This is a genomic window from bacterium 336/3 (genome assembly GCA_001281695.1).
GTDB lineage: Bacteria > Bacteroidota > Bacteroidia > Cytophagales > Thermonemataceae > Raineya.
In genome coordinates, this window is record LJIE01000001.1 from 1667070 (window position 1) to 1691466 (window position 24397).

Below are 24397 nucleotides of genomic sequence, written 5' to 3' on the forward strand. Positions count from 1 at the left end.
AAATAGAGATAAATGATCAAATACTATTCAATAAAATTGCCTAATTTTACATAAAAACAAGGAAAAATGCTAACTTGGATTTCAAAATATAAAACTATGTCTTCTGTTTTTCTTACTGCTCAGTGGCAAAATTTGATAAATCTTACTTATGAAGTTCCTGTAAAAGTGTTAGAGCCTTATACCCCCAAAGGTGTTGAAATAGATACAGCACTCAATGGGAAGGCTCATGCAAGTTTTGTGGCTTTCGATTTTCTAGACACCAAAGTAAAAGGTATCAAAATTCCTTTTCATGTCAATTTTCCTGAAATTAATCTGCGTTTTTATGTAAGATACAAAGGTGAAGTAGGAGTGGTATTTGTACGAGAATTTGTACCAAAATTCTGGATAGCTCTTGTGGCAAATGTTATTTATAATGAGCCTTATAAGGCTATTTCAATGCAATCAGAAGTGAAAACCAGTCCCGAGAACATTGCAGTAAAGCACAATTTTGGCTTTGATAACCAAAAATTTTCGGTAGAAACAATTGCCAAAAATGAGCCTTTTTTTCCTGAAAAAAATTCTGTTGAACATTATTTTAAAGAACATACTTGGGGTTTTGGACAAACTAGGGCAGGAAAAACCTTGCGTTATGAGGTAGAACACCCTATTTGGAGAATTTACCCTCTCGAAAGCTACAACTTAAATGTTGATTTTGGTAAAATATACGGCTCACAGTGGAGCTTCTTAAACGAAACTGAACCCAAGTATGCACTGTTGGCAGAGGGTTCAGCTATCAAGGTTTTTGGAGCAAAGGATTTATAAGATTAATTTTTAATCACTTTGTATCTTTTAGTGTTTTGTTCATCAGAAAATACCAAATAATACATTCCTGCTGGTAATTTTTGAAAATCAATTTGATTGAAGTTACCTTTAATATTGTAAAAACCTAAGTTAGTACCTTTTACATCAAATATCTGCATTATTAGATTTTTACCAATATTATCTGGGTGTATTTTGATGTTCAATATACCATCAGTTGGGTTGGGGTAGATATTTTCTATAAAGTCTGAATTGGCAAAAAGATTAACACTGACAACTTGAGAATAACTAAACTGGTTATTTTTATCTACTTGACGTAAACGATAATAGATGGTGTTTTTACCTATTTCTTCAGCTTTTTTATCTTCAAAAAGATACTCTTTGATAGTTTTTGAAGTGCCTTTTGCTTCTGTTCTTCCAATTTTCTCAAAGGTAATCCCATCAAGGCTTCTTTCTATATCAAAATAGGCAGTATTTGTTTCTGAAACAGTTGCCCACAAAACTAAGGGAGTTTGTGTGCGTTCTTTCAGTGTAGCCCGAACATAAAGCCATTGTACAGGAAGTGGATTGGCAAGGTCGCTAATAGTCCATTGAGAAAACTCAGCTACATTGACAGCGATACTATTGCGTAAGGGCGTTGAGGAATCAGCGAAATCACTACTTCTCTTCTCCCAATTACCTCCTGGGGCAGGGTTCAAACGCCAGATAGAAAGATTTGTTAGGTTTTTACCGTTATCCAAATCAGGCAACCAATTGAAGCTTACACCATTTCTGGCAACATTAAATTGAGGTTGAATGAACCAATTACAGGCAATAGAAATGCCAGATGGAGTTGTAACAATGCCTGCAACATCAGAAGTACGCAATAAATCTACATCACCCAAGTCTGCTCCAGCAGGAATATCAACACCCAAAAATGTAAAAGCTCCAACGCCCACACTACGAACAGTTTGGGCTTGCCCAAGAATTCGACTATTACTTTTCTCTCCTACAGTAGCAGGATTAACAGCAGGGTCTATGGCTGTTGCAGTAAAAATAAGGGTATTAGCATTTGTTTGAATATTGCCATCTGTAAAAGTAATTTGATTGCTAATACTCAAATTTCCTAATAAATTAAGTGTTTTGGCTACGCCATTCATTGTCCAGTTGGGTGTAACGACTGGTGTAGCTCCAACGGGTACAAAATCCATATCAAAGGCTGTAATAGGAATAGTAGTGACATCATCAGTATATGTAAAACCCTCTACATTGATAGTGAAGCCATCTGTAGTTGGTACGCCAGTGCCTCGTTGTATGCGTGGTGAAGTAGTAAAAGGTGTTAAAAAACTGTTTTGAGTAACAAAAACATGATTTACTTTTACTGTAACAAAACCTAAAGGTTGATATTCGATGCGATGACTAACTTTATTTTCTAATAAAATTAAATCTGGATTTGACATCACAGAAGGTAATTGTAGCCCTGAACCAACATCAAAGTTATTAAATTGAGCATCAAAATTTTCGGCAACGGCAATGGTAGAAGTTACTGGGGCAGTCCAGATGGCAGGAACTACTGCCGAAGAAAGCCCAGCTTGCGGGTCTAAACTGATAAATGTAGCAATATTGTTTGCAAAATTATTGGCTTCACCTGCTCCAGTTCCCCCTATATTGACGTTGGTAAAAGCTGGATTAGCACCTGAATGATGATTGGCAAAAAGAATGCTTGTCCCTCCTAAACTAGCATTTGCATTAAAATTATTGCCTCTGATAGTAATATTGTTACAGGAAACAGCTACAGATGCTCCTGTTGTTCTGAATTTTGTATTGACATGCACAAAATTATACGTAGTATTGCCTGTAATGGGTGTAAAAGTATTATTTGTGATACTAATATTACTTGAATGTCCAACAAATACCCCAAAATTAACTACATCAGTAAAAGTATTGTTGTTGATATTGATGGCTGATGTTGTACTTCCATTTGCATTACCATTGTCTTTAATTTCTATCATTGAAAATGGATTTGTTGCAGTAACAGTAGCAAAAGTATTGTTAGAGATGGTATGTGTGCCATTGGGTTGTCCGGGTACATTGATTTCAATGCCTGCATCTCCAATCACATTAAAAGTATTACCACTTATAGTCATGTTACCACCAAAAAGATTGGGAAGTTGTAAACCATAAAACGTTGTAAATGTATTATTACTAATAGTTCCAAAATTACCAACGCTTCGTACTCCACGACCAAAAAGAGCATTTCCAGCCCCTGAAAATATGGTGTTATTAGAGATGCTAACATTATTGTTGCCAATAGCAAAGCCACTACCAGCCTCTGAAAGTCCAATACCAAATGCATTGAAATTAAGAGCTCCAGAGGAAATGTTTTCTATCAAATTATTTCTAATATCAAGATTATTATAAGAAAGCGATACACCCTGATTGGCTACACCAATGCCATATTTTCTTGGAAAAGTTACAGTGGTTTGCCCAATTATTCTTAAATGTAAATTATCAATTGTAATATTTTGGGCAGCTACTTGAAGTACAGCCAATATGTCTGTGGTGTTGGTGAGTGTGGGGCGTGTACCACCACCATCACCAAGTAGTGTGATAGCTCTGTCAATAGTAATCATGGTGGCAATAGGATAATTACCAGCCCTGATGTCTAAAATATCTTTAATAACAGGGTTTGCAATATTAATACCTTGTTGAATAGGTAATAAAGCTGTAGTAATGCGTGTAGTTACATCTGCTTCAGCTCTGTAAGTTTTTGAACTATTCATTTGAACACCTCTTTGGAGTGAGTTGGTGCCAGCAACATCATCTAAATCTGTAGCTGCCCAAGGATTGAAAGCTGCATTGTTGTTGGGACTTGAGGCAAAAGAAGCAAAAGCAGGGTTAGAAACGACATGACTTTCAATATCAGAAATAGTAAAAGTAACTCCACCAAGAAAATTGCCAGTATAATCTACAACATTATTGGGTAGGAAATTTGAATTTTGAATATTTCTAATGGATTTTGATGTATAGGCTGTAATGTTATTGTATCTGACAATAGAACCATTGCAACTTATGGAATTGTCTCTATCAAAATATAAGGTATTAGCATTACCAGTTGTAGAGGGGCTATCTGAAGCAGTGCCTGCATTGGTATTTCCTCCTTGAAGTTGTACACCAATCTGACAACCTGTAACTTGGTTGTTGATAATTTTGTGATTTTCGCCTCCAGCTACGATTCCAAAACCATTGCCAATAACACCAGCACAAGTACCACAAGTACCATCTCCAGGCTGTATATTTTCTATGGTATTCCCTGTGATGACTACACCACTGGGCTCCAAAAGTGCTGCCGTACCAGCTCTACGACAAATAACAGCAATCCCAGCATAATCTCTGGAGTTATTGCCTACACCATTTTTGAATACATGATTATCAGAAACTACCACACGCCCATTTCCTGTAAGATTACCAGTACCAACCATGTTTTTTATTTCCATTCCAAAACGCTGGTTAGCAGACATTTCAATGATATTATTGGTGATAAGTATTTGGCACGAAGCAGGTGAGGCGTTACCTTTATACAGGCTCATGCCAGCATCTCCATTGTTGCGAGCTTCACAACCTGAAATAGTCAAGTTATTTATGGAAGTGTGGGGACCTAAATCAAATCCAACTAAACCATTGTTGTTAAATTGTGTATTGTTCAGTGTAATATCTCCATAAGTGGCATTAGAAGTAAGGAGCCATATACCTCTGCCAGAAGCTACAGTATTATTATTGTTAAAAAAAGAATTACTAATGACCAATCCTGTTGTACCCGTAATATTTGCTCCACTTACCAAAAAACCATATGTAGTATTTTGATTAGAAGCTATATTTAGCATATTCAGGTTTGTGATTGTAATAGCTGTTGTAGCATTTAAGCCATTTACAAAACCTGTTATGGTAATATCTTGTATTGTTATATCATTAACATTAGTTGTAAAGTTTATACCATTGCCCGTTCCGCTACCTTGTATAATAGTAGTACCTAATCCAGCTCCAGAGATATTTACAGATTTATTGAGAATAACATTTTCATTGTAAGAGCCAGCAGCAATTTGTATGGTTTCATTGGATAAAGCCTGTGAAATTGCATGATTGATGGTCTGACAAGGAGAACCCGCAAGACTACAATCGTTGGCAGTATCATTGCCTGTAGTAGATACAAAACGAGTTTGAGCATGGATAGAAACTCCAAAAAATGAAGTAACTACCAAGAAAAAAGTAAATTTATTCATGGAAATAAAGTTTTAGTGAAAGTGTTTGTGTTTATCCCTTAAAAAACTATTAAGTAACTATTTATAAATTTCTTATGAAGCTCTACTTAGACAATTGTTATCTAAAAAATGTTCTGATTTCTGTTTTTGAAAAGTTTTTAGCTTTGAAAAAATATTTTTTCTTTATTAAAGGTGCTAATTTTTGTTTGGCGTGAAATATTGTATAAAAAACAATAGTGAAGATACAATTTTTTTCTCTTTTTGATATATGTATTAATAAAAATTTTGGGTGTTTTTTTAATCATCCAAAATAATTTGCAAATTCTACTTTAAAAGCCATTCAATAATTTGAATACCAACACTATCGGGACCTTCGGAGGCGTTTGTGAGTATGACAATACCTACTTTTTTATTTTTATCGAAAGCCATAAAACTACGATAACCACCTGTTCCTCCATTGTGCCAAAGAATTGTGTTTACATCTTTTTTCATTTTGAACCAACCCAAACCTATTTCTTCTTTAGCAGAGTAGGTAGTAGTTTGAGCCAAATTAAAAGCACTACTCCACAAAAGTTTGTTGTAAGTATTTATTTGAGCATTGGTATATAAAAGCATATCTGAAACCGTTGAACGAATAGCCCCAGCAGCAGCCAAAGCCTGAAAATCCCAATTACTGTTTTCCTCTGTAGCTTCATTATAGCCTTTGGCAAATCTTGTAAACTGATTTTCAGATGTTTTGAGATGAGTGTCTTTCATTTCTAAAGGCAAAGCAATTTTTTCTTTTATTAATTCTTCATAGCTTTTTTTATACACTCTCTCTAAAATAACACCCAATAAACCCACGCCTAAATTGGAGTATTCAAGTTGTTTTTCAGGCTCTCTGGTAAGTTTTAGTTTCTTGAGATATTCGAAAAGCTCTTTATTGGTATAGTTTTTATAAGGATTTTTTTCATCGAAGCCTGCAAGTTGGAAGAAATCTTCGGGCATACGAGGTAAGCCTGATGTATGGTTTGCCAAATGCTTTATAAGAATAGGCTTCCCATTAAAGGCTAATTTTGGAATATCTTTGGGTAGATACTTGTTAATTTCGTCATTAAGACTGATTTTTTTCTCTACAACAGCCATAGCAAGCAAACTACCTGTAAAAGTTTTTGAAATAGAGCCTATCTCAAAAATGGTGTTTTCGGTTGGGAGAGTTTTATTACCTTTTTGGGTTTCACCATAATTATAGAAATAGATCTTTCCATCTCTGATAATGCCAATACTCATACCCATTGTACCAGTCTGTTGCATAAATGGGCTTACAAATGCGTCAATTTGCTTGTCTAAATTGGTTTGGAGAGGGTTGGAGGTGATAGCTTTTTCTTTGGTTTGTTCTGTATGGGGTTTAAACTGCAAACCTGCAATTTTACCTGATTTATCTGTGTATAAAAGCATTTTAAAAGTCTTCTTTTCTCCTTTTACGAGATATTCATTAGGTTTTTGAAGAGTAATAGATTGTATTTTACCCATAGCTTGCATCAAACCAGCACTAAACCCTTCAAAATCTGTTGCAGGAACTTGTTTTTGGAATTTTTCGGTGAGTGTGGCATAAATTGCAGAAAACTCTCCTGTATTCATTTTGTCTTTGATAAACTGAGCTGTTTGGTCTGTAGTCATTTGTCCAAAAACAGTATTGAGGGAAAAGAAAAGCAAAAATGAAAATAAACGTTTCATATTGATAAAGTTTGTAAGAAGGCTCTTTTTATTAAAACGTTTGAAATAAGGTGAAATTGCATAAATACATACAAAATTATAAGCGTTAAAAAAGATAAAGTCGTAACTTGCACCCAAAAAAAGAAACAATGAATATACTTTCAGCTGATAATATTTCTAAACAATTTGGTGACCGTTATTTACTCAAAAATGTTACATTGGGAGTCTTAAAAGGGCAAAAAATAGCTTTAGTAGGAAGCAATGGTTCAGGTAAAACAACTCTTTTGAATATACTGACTGGCTCAATATTGCCCGATGAGGGCAAAGTAGCCACTCGAAAAGATGTGAAAATTGGATTTTTAAGCCAGAATCCACAATTTGATGAAAAACTAAGTATTGCAGATACTATTTTTACATCTGAAAACCCTCAACAAAAGGCTATCAAAGCTTACGAACAAGCTCTTTTACATCCAGAAAAGCCTGAGGCCTTACAAAAATCTTTAGAAATGATGGATGATTTGCAGGCTTGGGATTATGAAATTAAAATTAAACAGATTTTAGGAAAACTGGATATCCATGATTTAGATAAAAAGATTTCAGAGCTTTCAGGTGGACAGAAAAAGCGAGTAGCTTTGGCATACTTCCTAATTGACGACCCTGACTTGCTGATATTGGATGAGCCTACCAACCATTTGGATGTAGAAACGATTGAATGGCTTGAGTACCAATTGAGTATGTCTGAAAAGTCTCTATTGCTGGTTAGTCACGATAGATACTTTTTAGATAAAGTTTGTAATAAAATTGTAGAACTCGATTTTGGACAAATCTATCATTACGAAGGAAATTATGGTTACTTCTTAGAGAAAAAAGCAGAGAGAGAGGCTATTGAACAATCTGAAATCCAGAAAGCTAAAAATCTTTTCAGAAAAGAACTCGAATGGATTCGTAAACAACCCAAAGCAAGAGGTACAAAAGCTAAATATAGAATTGATAATTTCTATAAAATTCAGGAAAAGGCTCAATCAGGTAAACAAGAACAAAACCTTCAGATTGATACAAAAACAAGTCGTTTGGGGAATAAAATTTTAGAATTAAAAGATGTTTATAAAAAATACGGTGTTCAGAAAATAGCAGAAAACCTAACTTATACATTCCAAAAAGGTGAAAAAATAGGTATTGTAGGGGTTAATGGAGTAGGTAAGTCAACACTTCTCAAAATGATAACTGGACAGATTGCACCAGACCAAGGAACTATCGAATTGGGTGAAACTGTGAAGTTGGGATATTACTCACAAGACGAACTCAAGTACCAAGAAGGACAAAGAGTTTTAGATTTTATCAAGGAAATAGCCGAAGTAGTAACTTTAGGTAATGGTGAAACCATTACGGCATCACAATTTCTAAATCGTTTTTTGTTTTCGCCTGAAGTACAATATAAACCCATTGAAAAATTGAGTGGAGGAGAGAAGAGACGTTTACAACTGATGCAAGTACTGATTCAAAATCCTAATTTTCTGATATTGGATGAGCCTACCAATGATTTAGACATCCAGACACTCAATATTTTAGAAGAATTTCTTGAAAACTTTCAAGGGTGTTTGTTATTGGTTAGTCACGACCGTTATTTTATGGATAAATTGGTTGAACATCTTTTTATTTTAGAAGGAGAAGGTAAAATCAAAGATTTTAATGGTAATTATTCTGATTATAGAAACTGGCTTGATGAACAGACAGAACAAGAAAAAATGCAAGAAAAAAATAAATCAGAGAAAATAGAGACTAAAATAGAACCAACAATCACTGCCAGTGTTTCCAAACGTAAACTAAGTTTCAAAGAAAAGCAAGAATTTGAAAGTTTAGAAAAAGAAATCAAGCAACTTGAACAGAAAAAAGCTCAATTAGTGGAAAAACTTAATGTTGGTGAAGGCTCACATGAAGATTTGATAAATTGGGCTAAAGAAATTGAACAGATTTCAAGCCTCTTGGATGAAAAAGAAATACGTTGGTTAGAATTGAGTGAGTAAAATAATGGAGATTTTTAGTTTGGAAAGTTTATTAGGTAAGAAAGTAGAAAATATTGAAATTTTTTTAGACAAGGATTACCCCAATCAACATAATGTTTTAGAAAAAATAGTTTTCTATTTGGACAATAAAGCTTTGTCTATTGAACCTATTATAAATAATGATGAAATTAAAATTAGTATTTATAATGCTAAAAAAGAAGTATTACAGGACAATGAGCTTCATATATTATCTAAATTTATTGGAACACATTTAAACTATACATGGAATTGTATTAATACAAAAGGTTATTTTGATATATTTTTAATGTCTTTCCATAATTTAAGACCCTCACTTATGATTTTAAGTGAGGGAAGTGGTTTGAAATTATTTTTTCTTGATACAAACATTCCATTGTTTTGAGAGTTAGATACTCAAAACCATCTTTTTATGCAAAAACGTTTTACCAAAGAAGGAATAGCTGAATTAGAAACACTCTATCGCAGAAATTTAATGAATACACTGATTGGTTTTAAAAATGCCAATCTGATAGGTACTAAAAATTCGCAGGGACAAACAAATCTAGCTGTATTTAATTCTTTTGTACACTTAGGAGCAAATCCGCCCCATATTGCCTTTGTGATGCGACCAACCACCGTAGAAAGACATACCTACGATAACATTCGTGAAACAGGTTTTTATACCATCAATCATATTCAAACGAGTATTGTAAAACAGGCTCATCAGACTTCAGCCAAATACCCCAAAGAAGTATCTGAGTTTGAGGCTTGTGGATTGGAAGAGGAATATAAAAATGACTTTTTTGCACCTTACTTAACAGGGGCAAACATTCAAATTGGGTTGAAATTTGTGGAAGAGATTTACATTAAAACCAATGATGTATATCTGATGATAGGCGAAGTACAGGAGTTTTATATTCAGGAAGATTGCATCCGTCCTGATGGTTTTATAGACCTTGCCAAAGCCCAAACGGCTGTAATTAGCGGATTGGATGCTTATTACAAAGCTACTGAAATAGCCCGATACAGTTATGCAAGACCTAATCAGGAAATTCAGAGTATTTTTTAGAGTTAAACCTATAAGGTTTTCAAAATATTTCAAAGAAAAATTATAGATACATTACCCCAAACCTTATAGGTTTTTCATCCTTTTGTTTGAATATCATTGAACTTTTTAGGAAAATTTATTTGTTTTGCCTTTAGAAATTGTGTAGAAATTGTCAAAATCTTAAAATTCAAATGGAAGTTAAAGAACGAGTAAAATGTTTTATTATAGGCTCTGGACCAGCAGGTTATACAGCAGCTATTTATGCTTCAAGAGCAGGATTGAACCCAGTGCTTTATACAGGTGGTCAGCCTGGTGGACAGCTTACTATTACCAATGATGTAGAAAATTACCCTGGTTATCCTGATGGAGTAGTAGGACCTCAAATGATGATGGATTTCCAACGCCAAGCTGAGCGTTTTGGTACACAAGTACGCAATGGAGTAGTTACAAAAGTAGATTTTTCAGGAGAAATACATAAACTTACCATAGATGACAGCTTTATTATTGAAGCTGAAACAGTAATTGTTTCAACAGGAGCATCAGCAAAATGGTTAGGTTTGGAATCTGAACAACGTTTGAATAGCAAAGGTGTTTCTGCTTGTGCTGTTTGTGATGGATTCTTTTTCAGAGGGCAAGAAGTGGCAGTAGTAGGTGGTGGCGATACAGCCTGCGAAGAGGCAAGCTACCTTTCTAAACTTTGTAAAAAAGTATATCTCATTGTTCGTAAAGACCAGATGAGAGCTTCACAAATTATGCAAAAAAGAGTTTTAAACACACCTAATATCGAAATTCTTTGGAATTCGGTTACAGAAGAAATTTTAGGTGAAGATAAAGTAGAAGGGATGCGTATTAAAAATACTGTTACAAACGAATTAAAAGATTATCCTGTTACAGGTTTCTTTGTAGCCATTGGACATCAGCCCAATACAAATATTTTCAAAGGTATTCTGGATATGGATGAAAGTGGTTATCTAATTACAGAAAAAGGTTCTACTCGTACCAATATCGAAGGTGTTTTTGCTTGTGGAGATGCTCAAGACAATGTGTATCGTCAGGCTGTAACAGCAGCAGGAACAGGTTGTATGGCAGCTTTGGACGCTGAAAGATACTTGGCTACCAAAGAGGCTGAATTAGCTTAATCAACAAAAATATAAAATATACCAGCCAGCTAAGTAATTTTACTTGGCTGGCGTTTGTTTTTTTATAGAATTGTTGCATATTTGAAAACAAGATAATACTCAAAATGCAATATTTAGAAACTGTTAAAAATTGGTTGGAAGAATCAGAAGCTTTGGTAATCAGTACAGGGGCAGGAATGGGTATTGATGCAGGGCTTGCTGATTATCGAGGAAATGGAGGACAATGGGGACAAGTTGAAACAGAGACAGGACAGAGTATTTTTGAGACAGTAAATCCGCAAGCATTTATTGAAAACCCGACTTTTAGCTGGGGATTTTTTGCTCAAAGAATTAAAGAATATGAAAATACTCAGCCTCATGAAGGCTTTGATATTTTAAAGGAATGGATAGAAAAATATCATTTAGATTATTTTATTCTGACATCAAATATTGACAGAATGTTCCAGAAGGCAGATTTTGATGAAAACAGAATCAGAGAGTTACATGGTACGCTTGAATACTTTCAGGCTGTGGATATTGAGAAAGAAGGTGAGGTCTGGAAAAATGAACAGTCTGGAGACGAAATTTTAGAAAATATAGCCAAAGGTGTTTTTCCTGTTTCACCTAAAACAAGTTTACAGGCAAGACCTAATGTGTATATGTTTAGAGATTTTACATATATCAATACAATCTCTAAAAAGCAAGAAGAACGTTTTCAAGCATTTTTACAAAAAAATAAAGGGAAGAAACTTCTTGTTTTTGAAATAGGCTCAGGACCTCATGTACAAACAGTTAGAATTAAAACAAGAATGCTCAAAACAGAATATGGGGCAAAAATCGTTAGAATTAACCCTAAAGATTATGCTATCAAAGAACCTCATATAGGTATTGCCAAAGGTGCATTAGAAGCTCTAAAAGAAATAAATTTGTATATTAAATAGTTTTAAATACTAACAATATGCCTTTAGATAAAAACGGAATTGCTAAAAGAATAGCCAAAGAATTGAAAGATGGTTATTACGTAAATTTGGGTATTGGAATACCGACACTTGTTGCAAACTACATTCCAGAAGGAATGAATGTGGTTTTACAATCCGAAAATGGTTTATTAGGAATAGGACCTTTTCCCACAGAAGCCGAAGTGAATCCAGATTTGATTAATGCTGGTAAACAGACTATTACGATGGTAGACGGTTCATCATTGTTCAGTTCTTCTGATAGTTTTGCCATGATTCGTGGAGGACATGTAGATTTGACCATTTTGGGAGCTATGGAAGTAGATGAAAATGGTGATATTGCCAACTGGAAAATCCCAGGGAAAATGGTAAAAGGTATGGGAGGAGCGATGGATTTGGTTTCATCTGCCAAAAATATTATTGTTGCCATGCAACAAGTAAATAAAGCAGGAGAGTCCAAACTCTTATCAAAATGTACATTACCTCTGACGGGTACTCGTTGTGTAAAGAAAATTGTTACTGAATTGGGTGTATATGAGGTACTTCCAGAAGGAGGGTTTAAACTACTTGAAAAAGCTGCTGATGTAAGTCTTGACCAAATCAAGGCAGCTACTGAAGGTAAATTGATTATTGAGGGCGATATTCCAGACATTGCAGTATAAATAAAAAAAGACCTGATTATCAGGTCTTTTTTTATTGCTCTTTAGTTAATATCTTTTGTGATTGTAGTATCAAATATTTCCTTTTTTCTTCTGATAATTTACTCAAGTCCAGTTCGTAACGTTTGTCTTGGTCTTGTTCATCATGAGTTTCATTGATCATGGAGCCTTTCAAGAGTTCAATTTTATTGTCTTTCTCAAAAGCCTTGACATATTCTATCCATTTTGCTTCATTGGCTTGATTGAGATTGAAAGGAGGAATGTGTACCCAAAAAGTAGCTTTTTTGACTTCATACTCAAAAAGCGTTTTAACATCTACAAGTTTGTATTTGAGTCGAATAGTTTGATGTATTTGTTTAACAAACTCTTGAAATTTAGCTGATTTTAGCTCTTTACTGGTGTACATAAAAAGCCTTTCGCCTTCTCGTCCCCATCTGATGGTTGCTTTCTGAAAGTATTGAGCATAATTTTTTTCTAAAGTTTCTAATTGCTTCAAACCATCTTGATTGATGCCACAACATTCACTACTAAAGTTTATATAAAAACCTTCGTAAAAATACTGATTCTGAGCTAAAACTGTATTTTCCATTGTTAGAAACAAGAAAAAAGTGATGACATATTTGAACATAGTTTTGGGTGTTAGGGCTACCAAATAGAAATATTTGCCTTTGGAAACCATTGTTTTACTTTATCTTTCTCCTCAATTTTAATACCAAAATGACTATCTTCTTTTTCTGCTAAACTTCCTTCAATTTCTGAAAGATTTTCAAGTTGTTGAAGGCTATCAGGAAACTCCCTAATAGCAGTAGCTCCTATGTGCAACGATTTAAGATTTTTCCAATTGCCAATACCTTGAGGTAGGGCATTGGCTTGATTGTTATTGACTACATCCAAAACCTCGATATTGGGCATGAGTGTAAGGTTTTCGTGAAGAGGAAAAACCTTATGCCCTTTTCTCCATAAATCATAGTTTTGACTTACCAAAAGTGTTTTGACAGATATAAGGTGCTTCAATGTTTCTGGATACTCCAACTGTGCCGAAATTTTCAGATAATGCAATTTGGGCAAATCCTTTATTTTTTCTACTAAATCCACGACATCCAATTTTTCTGCATCAACAGCCAAATATTCCAAATTTTTCAGTTCTTTGAAACTTTCAGGTAATTTCTGAATATCTGTATAGCCTATAAACAAAGATTTTAGATTTTTGAGTTTCCCAAAACTTTCAGGTAAAACCTTTAATTTAAGGCAATCATTTAGATATAAATGTTCTAAATTTTCTAACTCATCAATGTTTTTAGGTATAGATTTAAGTTCTTGACTATGACTGAAATGAAGACTTTTAAGACTCTTCATTTTTGTGATAACAGCAGGAATTTTTGAAAGTTTATAACTGTAAAACATCAAAATCTTTTCAAGATTTTTGAGTTCTGCAAGCCCTTCAGGTAAATCTAGGGTATAATTATAGTTAAGTTTGAGCTGTTTCAGGTTTTTTAGTTTCTTAATCTCATCAGGGATTTCTACGATAGGAGTCATGGATAAATCTAAAATTCTGAGTTGTTCAAAATCTAAGATTTCCATAGGAAACTGCTCTAAGGCATTTCTTGAAAAAACAAGTTTCTTTAAATTCTTACATGTCAAAATCTCTTTTGGAATTTCTTTGAGTTGCCAGCCATCATAATTTAAAATGGTGCTATTGGGAGATATACCACTACTTTTAGATTCTGGAGCTAAATCAGCAAGACTTTTATCAAGCCATTCTTCATACCATTCGGCAAAATTTAAAATTCTGTTTTCATGGATACAAGGACTCAAATAATCTCCCTGAAACCAAACCGTACCCGCCAAATCACCTTTTACAACCAAAAAATACGACCATCCACACCCATATTCAGCTAAAAAAATAGCTCCAGTAAGAGGTGTGATACTATCAAAATACTTGATTTCATCATCATCTCCATCATCTAAACACTGATAATAATATTTGATAAAATCGTCTGTTTCTGTTTTAGAAATAGGAAAATCGAGTGTAAACGGCTCTTTTATACTTTCTGTTTCATTGATATACGAAAAATTTTCAGCCTCTTGCATGCCAGCTTCCAACGAATAAAGCCCGTAATAAGGTCCTGCTCCACCATTAGCGATTTGTGTCAGAAAATCTTTGTAATCAGTAGGTAAACTTAATTTGTACTGAGTTTCCCATGCTTGCAGAGCCTCCAACGAAAGAAGCTCATTGAGTTTGAAAAGATGCCCATCTTCAGCTCCAAAGGTATTGAATCCTTGGTCTTTGTTGATGAGAGTTTTCAGCTTTGAATAAATGGAAGTAGTTTGAGCATTCATAAAAAAATAAGAAAAGCTATACTACTTATTTTTACTTAAAAAATCAAAAAAAGTATTCATTCTCAGGCAAAAAACCTTATTCAATTTGAGGAACCTCAAAATCTTTGTGATGAGAAATAATCTTTCCGTCTGCCAGTTCTATCGTTCTATCACTGGCTTTTGCAAAATCATTGTCATGGGTAACGGCAATAATCGTCTGATTGAATTCTTGTGAGAGTTGCTTGAATATATCAAACACAATTTGCGTATTTTTACTATCCAAATTGCCTGTAGGTTCATCACACATAATCAGTTGAGGATCATTAATTAAAGCCCTTGCAATAGAAACTCTTTGTTGTTGCCCTCCACTGAGTTTAGAGGCTGGTTTCAAAGCTTGGTCTTTGAGTCCCAATATTTCAAGTTTTTGATATGCTTTTTCTTCCACTTCTTCATAACTTCTATTGCCCAATTTCAACGCTGGAATCATCACATTTTTAAGACAAGTAAACTCTGGCAATAAATAATGAAATTGAAAAACAAAGCCTATATGATGGTTTCTGATTTCAGCCAAATAATCTGTTTTTTTGCCTGTAACATTTTCACCCAAAATATATAATTCCCCTTCATAACGAGTATCCATCGTACTCAAACAATACAGCAAAGTAGATTTCCCTGAACCACTTTTGCCAACCAAAGTAAGAAACTCCCCTCTGTATGCCTGAAAGCTCACATCATCCAAAGCCTTAAACTTGACAGGCTCATAAAAATACTTGTATATTCCTTTTGTACTCAAAACTATCTCTAAATTTTTCATAGTGGTAAAGGTTTATTTTCTAAAAATTTCAACAGGATCAACGTTGGCAGCTTTTCGGGCAGGGAAGTAACCTGCACAAAACGTAATGAATACGCCCAATAAAAAGCTTTGTGCAAATAGTTCTGGCTCAATTTTGATAGGAAAATAACCCACAGGTCCTCCCATATATACATTAGACATAATCGTTATCAGAATTGCTCCACAACATAAACCTATGAATGTACCTATAAGACCCATAATAAAAGCCTCAGAAACAAATATTTTAATTACATCTCGACCACTAAAACCCATAGCCTTGAGTATGGCTATATCATTGATTTTTTGTGTAATAGTAGCACTTAAAATATTGTATATTCCAAAAGAAGCTACCAATAGAATAGAAAAAGAAATTGCATTCATCATGGTTCTACGAGTTTTATCACCACTGATAACATCAGCATTGGTAGTTTGCCAATCTTCTACTCTGTATTCTGTCAGAGATTGTAGTTTTTCAACAAAATCAAGACTTTTATCAGCATTGATGGTGTTGGCATAAATAGTTGTAACAAACGAAGCGTTTTCTTTTAAAAATTGTTGGGCTGTACTGATATTCACAAAAGACCTGCTGTCATCCATTACACTATTGCCCATATTAAAAATACCTACAATTCTCAATACCTTGCTCACACCATAAGAAGAGGAAACCGTAATATTATCGCCCAAGCCCAAACTTAGTTTTTCTGCAATGCCTTTGCCAATGATAATACCATTCAGGTTTCCTTGTAAATCGTTGATAGAGCCTGCTACCATGTATTTATTGGTGTTAAACATATTTGAGTATTCAAGCATATTGACACCATTGCCTGAACCCTTGATTTGCGTTTTGCCACGATTATAAAAAGCTGCAAAATCTACCTGAACAAGGGCATTTGTAATATAAGGCTCTTGCTTTACACGATACAAAAGGGCTTGTGGATTAATAATGGTTTTAGACGTTGTTGTAATTTGTGGATTATGAATAACTGTAATGGCTTTTGAGTTTTCTTGCAAAGGTTTACTTAGCTCATCATTCTTGTAAATCTTGATATGAGCGTTCGCCTGAAAAATATTATCCCTTGAGAAATTACTAAATCCAGAGCTTAAAGAATTCATAAAAAGATAAATGGCTACGCCAATGGTTACACCCAAAGCTGCTACAAACGTTTGTTTTTTACGAGTAACAATATGGGTAAGGGCTATATCGTAATTGATACTTAGTTTCATAAGAGTTAAGTTATTTCATGAGTGAACTACCTGCTTCAGATGTTTTTATCTGATTGGATGCAATATTTTCTGTGATAAGAACAGCATTTTCATCTATCCCTTCTAACACTTGTACCCAATCGCTACTGATGAATTGTGTTTTGATTTTTGTTCTTTCTTTTTTGCCTTTAATCTGCACAAAGCCACCAAAATCCATATAATTACGAGGAATGAGTAAGGCATTTTTCTGAAAACCTGTCATGATGTTTGTTTGGAGTTGTGTATTGATGATTCTGAAATCTAAAGAATCTTTAAAAGCTATTTTGGCAATAAAAGATTGAGATGCCTCATCAAAAGAAGGGTAAATCTCTGTTACAATGCCCATATAGTTTTTACTTTTCTGAGTATTGAGTTGAATAACAGCTTCTTGTCCAACTTTTATTTTAGCAATATTGCTTTCATCAATATTCACTTTGGCATACATATGTTGAGCATCGCCAATGGTGGCTATTATATCGCCTCTGCGTACATAGTCGCCTACTTGTTTATTTTTTTTGTAAATTTTTCCTGCTACAACAGCTCTTATCTGATTTTTTCCTAAAACTACAGTATTCACATCTCTACTTACTTTATTATTGATAAGTTGCTGCTCGGCATCTCTTTGGACTCTTTTGTAATTTTCGATAGCTGCCTCATAATTGCTTTTGGATGTTTGATAACCCAATGAAATGTTTTCGTACTCCACTCTTGCAATGCTATTACTCTCTAAAAGTTTTTTGTAACGTTGTTCTTGAAGAGCATCTTGTTCCATTTTTTGTTTGGCTATATCAATCGAAGTTTTGGCTTGAGCCAAAGCAGGAGCGTTGGATTGTGTGTTGCTTTGTGCCAACTGATACAATGCAGAAGCACTTTCTGTATTAAAACTACTTTCCTTATTTTCTACTACTGCCAATATTTTACCTTCTTTTACCAAATCGCCTTCTTCAAAACTAATTTGTACTAAATAGCCTTCCATTTGTGCTGTAAGATTGTATGTACCTTTGGCTTCTAAAATGCCAGAAGCAAAAACGGTTTCCGTTACATCTTTGCGAATAGGTTTGGTTTCTTCCGTTTTTTTGCCACAAGAAACTATTCCTAAAACAAGAGAAAATATCATAAGCTTTTTCATATAACTATCTGATTTTATTGTGAATATCTATTTTGGCTTGAGCAAGTAAAATGCTTATTTTAGAAGAAATAAGACTATACTCTGCGTTTACCATTGTATTAAAACTATTGAGCGTTTGGTCTAAACTGATTAAACCTTGAGTGTATAAATTTTTGTTTTTTTCGTAAGTATCTACTCTCAAACCATAAATATCTTTGTTGGTAATATTTTGAGAGGTGGCTTTATCAAAATCGTTGGCTAATTGCTTCGTTTCCAAATCCGTTTTAATTTTAGCTTGTTCTGTGGCTTTTTTAGCAAGTTTATAATTGTAGCTTGCTTGTGTTCTGTTGGCAATGAGGGTAGCATTGGGTAAAGCAAAATTTAACTTCAAGCCTATATAATTGCTGTTTATCCAATTACCGTTAAACATTTTAAACTCTGTATTGAACAACTGATAAGAATTACTTGCTACAAAAGAAAGTGTAGGCAACGACATTTTTCTTGTTTGGTTGAAACTACTCCAAGCATATTGTTCTTTGAGAATACTGTTGTTGAATTGCAAAGAGGCTGTTTCGATAGCTGGACGTACAGGGGTTTGACTATCAATATCTTGTGTTATTTCAATGGTTTCATCATCAGGTATATCACAAAGCGTTTTTAAAGTGATATAATGTTGATTGATTAAAAAAACTATCTGTTTAATATTTTCTTGAGTGGTTAAATAATTGACTTTGGTATCGTTTACATCTTGTTGTTTGGCAAGCCCCAAATCGTATTTATTTTGGGCTATTTGGCGAAGCGTGTCTGCTACAGCCAAGTTTTTTTGGGTACTTTTGAGTTGTTCTTGGAGTGTAATGATGTTAAAATAGCTGGTTGCAATGTTTTCTTGTAATGTTTTAAGTGTTATTTGGTTGTTGGATTCTGTAAGCTGAATATTTATTTTAGCCAATTTCAAATTTTCCCAACCCGAAGGATTGATAAGTTTCAAATCTAGGCTTTGTGTGGTAGCAGTATTGTATTGTACACCTGTTTGTACCTCTCTGAATGTCCCTGCTTGCCCTCCAAAGGCTTCAGCAGGAAATATATTGACAGGCAGACGAGTATTATCAGTAAAAGAGCCATTGATATTCACCAAAGGGTCTATTGTACCCAACAGGGCAGCTAACTTGGCTTTTTGAGCCTGCTCCAAACGAATTTGGTTAGACTGTAAAGTGATACTTTTCTCTTGAGCGTAGGTGAGTAAAGCATCCAAACTGTTGAAACTCTTTTGAGCAAATGCCGAAAAAGTTTCTAAAAAAAGCAAGGTGATGAAAAAAAGAAGTCTCATATTTTTTTTATTTCTATGAGACAAAATTGTATGAATTTGAATACCTAAACAATCAGTAATTTACCCAAATGGACAAATTGAAAACTAAAATGGACAAATACTAAAACTATTGATTAGCAAGCCAATCTACAAAGGCTGTTACTTTGAGCTTTCCAACAATAATTTGCTCATCAAAAGGTATATTGAGGTTTACAACTACCTTTCTATGAAAAAAATGAGAAGCATCTTTTACAGCTTTCCTATTGATAAGAAATTGCCTGTTTGCCCTGAAAAATTGAGGAGCGAAGGTTTTCTCTAAAGCATCTAATTTTTGTGAGAGAATGTGCTTTTTTTGATCGAAAGTGTAAGCAAATACATAATCGTCCTCAATAAAAAAGAAGGCTATTTTATCGCCTTCCAAAGGAACAATTTTATCGCCTTGTTGGAGAATTACAGAAGGTAATTTGATAGGGGCAAGCTGTTGTTTGAGAGCATTCATCAATCCCGAGAAATCGCTTTGAGGAGTTAATTTCTCTTTGAGATGAAAATACTTTTCAAAAGCCTTTCCAACAGCTTGTGGCGTAAAAGGTTTTAATAAATAATCTATTCCCACAGTTTTAAAAGCCTCCAAAGCATAATCGTTATAGGCTGTGCAGAAAATTACAGGAATTTGATTTTGCGTTTTTTCAAAAATTTCAAAACTCAAACCATCTCCCAACTGAATATCAGAAAAAATCAGGTCTATTTCTTTATTTTTACCTAAGTATTCAATAGCCTCTTCTACAGAATACAAAATAGCCAAAATTTCAGCATCAGGCTCTACATTTGTAATGGTTCTATGTAAATCCTTGGCAGTTAGTTTTTCATCTTCTATGATTACAATTTTCATGGTTTTATCAGATAAATGCTGACACTAAAACTATCTTCATTATCCACAATTTCTATACTTTTTCCCAAAATAAGTTCATAGCGTTTTTTTAGGTTTTCAAGTCCTGTAGATGTTTTTTCTGTGAGTTTTACAGATACTTTTTTATTAAAAACAGTTAGAATATCATCTTGGGCAGTAATAGAAAAATGAATCGGATTTTTTTCTGTAAAATAATTGTGTTTAAAAATATTCTCAACTAATGTTTGCAAAGCGAAAACGGGTACTTTGTATTCAAAAATCTCTTTAGGAATATTCAATTCGTAACTAAAAGCATTATCAAATCGAACCTTTTGCAACTCAATATAATCTTTTACAAATGCTAACTCCTTTTCTAATGATATAATTTCTTGTTTATGAGCCTCTACAGAGTAACGCAGAAACTCAGAGAGTTTGATGGTATAGTCTTCTGCATCATCAGGATTCTCTTTGATAAGCGACTTGAGAACACTCAATGAGTTAAATAAAAAATGAGGTTGTAATTGTTGCATCAAAATTTGCTTTTGGGCTTCACTATTCTGGAATTTTAGTTCTTTAACCAACTGTTCTGCTTCATTTTTTTTAAAACTCTTTACAATCGAATCTGCAATCACCATAATGACAGCATTGACAGCAAATGAAGTAAAAATAGGATAAATGAAGTAGTTTTCTTCAATAGTTGGAGGAGGTTTGGGAAGAAACTCAAAGGGGCTTGTAATCAGAAATAGAGTTAATCTGAAAAGTAAATTTATAATATAGGTAACAACAAATCTCCAAAAATGACTCCAATGAGGGTATTTCTCTAAAGTATATATTTGTGTGAGCCATATAATAAAAATACTAAGGGTTAACCCAAAATTAAAAGTTAAAAACTCTAAAAAATTAACTTTCTCAAAAATATAAAACGGACTCGACCCATACAATGAAATGATGGGTGAGGTAATGGCTGCCATGATATAGAGTCGTTTCTTCATTACTCAATAATACTCAAAATTAATTCACTAAAACAATCTTTTTTTGAGAAGTATAAGCAGAAAAATAACCCAAAGCTCCTCCCTGAATATTTGAAACAGGATTTGCTGGTGTTGTTCCGCCACCTGGTCCGTTTCCTTGTGACTGATTGAGTGAAAAGAAATAATCATAAGTAGCCTTATCAATACACATCATCTCAAGCGTTAATGTATCTCCTTTTTTCAATTCAAAATCTTGGCTAAAAATAGGGCGACTATTCGCTACACCATTGTCTATATTGTCATTGGCAACAATAATAGTTGGGTCAGCTTCTCCATTTTTAGATTGAATAAAACGATAGTTGTTTCCCAATTCAAGAGGGTCTATAAATTGAGGATAGACAATATAGTTATCTTCAGTTTGCCCTGGGGGGCTAAAAGTGCTGATACTGATTTTAACATCATCTAAATTAACCTTTTGAGGCATTGTACTTTGAGCTGAATAAACGTTGTTTTCAACAGTGACCTCTAAAGTGTAAGTTCTGCCTTCTGTACCTTTTAAAAGAGAAGTTTCATAAACACCAGAAGCTGTTTCTAAAAGTTGCTCAGTATTGCCTAAATCATCTTTTATAATCACAATTGCTCCTGAAACAGCAGGATAACTATTTGCATCATCTACATCTACTGTTTTAGAGATTTTCACTTGTGCTGTCTCATTTTGGAGTATTTCACCCTCAATTACAATTTTTGAATTGGCAGAATTGAGATTCAAGTCTATCTCTTTTTGGCATGAGAAAAATATCATTCCCAACATCCAGATTATTATTTTGTTTTTCATAGCTTTTTATGTTAAAATTTGAAATTATATGTTACACTAGGCACCCAACGAAATAAAGATGTTTGAACAGCTCTTGTTCGAGCAGGATTGTTCGGGTCATCTTCAAATGTAATGGTGTAAGCATTTTGCCTTCCATAAGCATTATAAATTGAAAAATTCCATGAGCTTTGAAATCTGCCTTTTCGCTGATTCTCATACGTAGCACTCAAATCAAATCTATGATAAGCGGGCATTCTATAACCATTTCTTTCAGTATAATAATACACTGTATTGCCTGCTACATTGTACTTTCCACTCGGAAAAGTAACAGCATTGCCTGTATAATAGACAAAATTACCTGAGAGTGACCATTTGGGAGATAATTGATAAATCCCTACCAAAGAAATATCATGAGTTCTGTCTTGTTTGGCTACATACCAATCTCCCTCATTGATTCCATCAATTTTTCTTTCGGTTCTTGATAAAGTATAACTCAGCCAGCCTGTAAATCTTCCTTTTTTCTTCTTGAAAAGCAATTCTAAGCCATAAGCTCTCCCAATACCATACAACAATTCACTTTCTACATCAGGAGAGGTATTGATATCAGCTCCATTTTTATAATCAACTTGGTTTTGCATAGATTTATAATATACTTCCGAACTGAGTTCATAGGTGTTATCTTTTAAATTTTTAAAATACCCAAAACTTACTTGGTCAGCTATTTCTGGTTTGATGTTATAACTGTTCCCAATCCACTGGTCTGTGGGATTAGAGCTGGTTGAATTGCTCAATAAATGTAAATTCTGGGTGTTTCGAGCATATCCCATTTTTAAACTGGTTTGCTCATTGATGATGTAATTGAAAGACAATCGAGGTTCTACATTGAAGTATGTTTTGCCAAATTCACCTTTCGATAAAGTCACACTATCAGTCTTAATATCACCATTGTACAAATTATAAACACCTTCCCCTAAAATGCTATAAGAAGATAAACGAAGCCCATAATCCATACTGAATTTTGAACTGGCTAAAAATGTGTTATTGGCATATATGGCATTTTCCCATCCAAAACGGCTTTGTTTTGCCTGATTATCAGTTTCATTGTTCTCTATACGGCTTGGCGTAATTGTATGATGAATACTATTAAATCCAAACCTCCATGAGTTTTTGTTATTTGGGAAAAATTGAAACTCTTGTTTGAGATTCCAGTCTTTAATCTCAGAACGGTTAGAAAAACTATTGCCATTGCCCGAAATTTTAAACTCATAGTTATAGTCGCTGTAAATAAAAGATGTATTAGAGAACCATTTTGAGTTTACAATGCTATTCCAACGAATGGTAGCTGTTTTATTTCCCCAATCTATTCCAAAATCTTCACTCAAACCCAGTTTGTCTCTTCCAAAATACCCTGAAACATATATTCTGTTGTTTTCATTGATACGATAATTGGCTTTCATGTTCAAATCGTAGAAATAAAGGCTATAATCCGAATAATCAGGACTTGCCTTTAAAAACAAGTCTGCGTATGTTCTACGTCCTGAAATCATGAAAGAAGATTTATCTTTTTGAATAGGACCTTCTACACTCAGTCGGCTACTAATCAAGCCAATTCCTCCTGATGTCTGAAATTTTTGATTATTACCCTCTCGCATACGTACATCCAAAACAGAAGAAAGCCTTCCACCATAATGAGCAGGAGCATTTCCCTTGATAATAGTAGCATCTTTAATGGCATCACTATTGAATGTGCTAAAAAAACCTAACAAATGCGAGGCATTGTAAACAGGAGCCTCATCTAATAAAATTAGATTTTGGTCTGCTCCACCACCTCTTACATGAAATCCACTATTTCCTTCACCTGCCGATTTTACCCCAGGTAAAAGTTGAATAGTTTTGAGAATGTCTTTTTCTCCAAATAAAACAGGTATTTTAGCAATCTCTTTAATATCAAGCCTTTCTGTACCCATATTGGTTTTGGTGATATTCTCATTTTCTTTGGTTTCTTTGATTTCGATACTTTGGATAGCTGTTTCACTTTCTAATGAAATATCCATTTTTATGTTTTTTTCGAGATTGATATCATCAAGTTTCTCCAAATAACCCACATAAAAAATCTTGAGTGTGTATTTTCCTTGTGGTAAAGAAAGAGAATAAAAGCCATATTCGTTTGTAATGGCTCCTACTCCTGAAAGCTCTTTGACAGTAATGGTTGCTCCTATTAAATCTTCACCAGAAGATTTATCACGGATATTGCCACTAATGGTAAATTTTTGCTGGGCAAATAAGAATAGTGGATTGAGTAAAATACAAATAATAATGTATTTGCTTCTGAGTAGTTTCATAATATATGAGGTTTAGATTCAATTCTGATCTAAAAATCAATATA

Annotated in this window: 18 protein-coding genes and 1 pseudogene; 7 read left to right on the top strand and 12 right to left on the bottom strand. The window is 33.9% G+C overall.

The window, feature by feature from the left end:
• The first annotated feature begins 96 nt into the window (after positions 1-96).
• A complete protein-coding gene (locus tag AD998_07940; protein ID KOY86085.1) occupies positions 97-801 on the top strand; it encodes a hypothetical protein in 705 nt (234 codons plus the stop codon).
• A gap of 260 nt (positions 802-1061) precedes the next feature.
• On the opposite strand, the pseudogene AD998_07945 reads toward AD998_07940, so the two are convergent.
• Both AD998_07945 and AD998_07950 read right to left on the bottom strand, forming a co-directional pair.
• Positions 1062-1364, bottom strand: a pseudogene (locus tag AD998_07945) (hypothetical protein).
• A gap of 3996 nt (positions 1365-5360) precedes the next feature.
• Positions 5361-6443 (bottom strand): hypothetical protein, encoded by a 1083-nt coding sequence (locus AD998_07950; GenBank protein KOY88112.1) that lies wholly within the window; start codon positions 6441-6443, stop codon positions 5361-5363.
• Between the two features lie 437 nt (positions 6444-6880).
• On the opposite strand from AD998_07950, the gene AD998_07955 reads away from it, so the two are divergent.
• The 6 genes from AD998_07955 (at position 6881) to AD998_07980 (ending at position 12536) form a co-directional block, all read left to right on the top strand.
• On the top strand, positions 6881-8755 hold the full coding sequence (locus AD998_07955; protein KOY86086.1) for an ABC transporter: 1875 nt from the start codon (positions 6881-6883) through the stop codon (positions 8753-8755).
• A gap of 4 nt (positions 8756-8759) precedes the next feature.
• Complete coding sequence (locus AD998_07960; GenBank protein ID KOY86087.1) at positions 8760-9155, top strand: hypothetical protein; 396 nt, start codon at positions 8760-8762, stop codon at positions 9153-9155.
• Positions 9156-9182: 27 nt separating this feature from the next.
• Positions 9183-9821 (top strand): flavin oxidoreductase, encoded by a 639-nt coding sequence (locus AD998_07965; protein KOY86088.1) that lies wholly within the window; start codon positions 9183-9185, stop codon positions 9819-9821.
• A 170-nt stretch (positions 9822-9991) separates the two neighbouring features.
• Positions 9992-10939, top strand: coding sequence for a thioredoxin reductase (locus AD998_07970; GenBank protein KOY86089.1), 948 nt, complete (start codon positions 9992-9994; stop codon positions 10937-10939).
• A gap of 104 nt (positions 10940-11043) precedes the next feature.
• The gene (locus AD998_07975) at positions 11044-11859 is read left to right on the top strand and encodes a hypothetical protein (GenBank protein KOY86090.1); all 816 of its coding nucleotides are present in this window, start codon (positions 11044-11046) and stop codon (positions 11857-11859) included.
• Positions 11860-11876: 17 nt separating this feature from the next.
• A complete protein-coding gene (locus tag AD998_07980) occupies positions 11877-12536 on the top strand; it encodes a succinyl-CoA--3-ketoacid-CoA transferase (protein KOY86091.1) in 660 nt (219 codons plus the stop codon).
• Between the two features lie 31 nt (positions 12537-12567).
• On the opposite strand, the gene AD998_07985 is transcribed toward AD998_07980, so the two are convergent.
• The 10 genes from AD998_07985 to AD998_08030 form a co-directional block, all read right to left on the bottom strand.
• Positions 12568-13212, bottom strand: coding sequence for a hypothetical protein (locus AD998_07985; GenBank protein KOY86092.1), 645 nt, complete (start codon positions 13210-13212; stop codon positions 12568-12570).
• Positions 13179-14873: a hypothetical protein gene (locus tag AD998_07990; GenBank protein KOY86093.1), complete on the bottom strand. Its 1695-nt coding sequence runs from the start codon at positions 14871-14873 to the stop codon at positions 13179-13181. Before AD998_07990 ends, AD998_07985 begins: the two co-directional genes overlap by 34 nt.
• A 76-nt stretch (positions 14874-14949) precedes the next feature.
• A complete protein-coding gene (locus AD998_07995; GenBank protein KOY86094.1) occupies positions 14950-15666 on the bottom strand; it encodes an ATP-binding protein in 717 nt (238 codons plus the stop codon).
• A gap of 12 nt (positions 15667-15678) precedes the next feature.
• A complete protein-coding gene (locus tag AD998_08000) occupies positions 15679-16908 on the bottom strand; it encodes a hypothetical protein (protein KOY86095.1) in 1230 nt (409 codons plus the stop codon).
• A 10-nt stretch (positions 16909-16918) separates the two neighbouring features.
• Positions 16919-18055 carry a hypothetical protein gene (locus AD998_08005; protein KOY86096.1) on the bottom strand — a complete coding sequence of 379 codons (1137 nt, stop codon included), beginning with the start codon at positions 18053-18055 and terminating at the stop codon, positions 16919-16921.
• A gap of 4 nt (positions 18056-18059) precedes the next feature.
• Positions 18060-19361 (bottom strand): hypothetical protein, encoded by a 1302-nt coding sequence (locus AD998_08010; GenBank protein KOY86097.1) that lies wholly within the window; start codon positions 19359-19361, stop codon positions 18060-18062.
• A gap of 106 nt (positions 19362-19467) precedes the next feature.
• Positions 19468-20229, bottom strand: coding sequence for a LytTR family transcriptional regulator (locus tag AD998_08015; GenBank protein ID KOY86098.1), 762 nt, complete (start codon positions 20227-20229; stop codon positions 19468-19470).
• Positions 20226-21197 (bottom strand): hypothetical protein, encoded by a 972-nt coding sequence (locus AD998_08020; protein KOY86099.1) that lies wholly within the window; start codon positions 21195-21197, stop codon positions 20226-20228. Before AD998_08020 ends, AD998_08015 begins: the two co-directional genes overlap by 4 nt.
• Before the next feature lie 40 nt (positions 21198-21237).
• Positions 21238-22032 (bottom strand): hypothetical protein, encoded by a 795-nt coding sequence (locus AD998_08025; GenBank protein ID KOY86100.1) that lies wholly within the window; start codon positions 22030-22032, stop codon positions 21238-21240.
• Between the two features lie 11 nt (positions 22033-22043).
• On the bottom strand, positions 22044-24353 hold the full coding sequence (locus tag AD998_08030; protein ID KOY86101.1) for a collagen-binding protein: 2310 nt from the start codon (positions 24351-24353) through the stop codon (positions 22044-22046).
• Positions 24354-24397 lie beyond the last annotated feature (44 nt).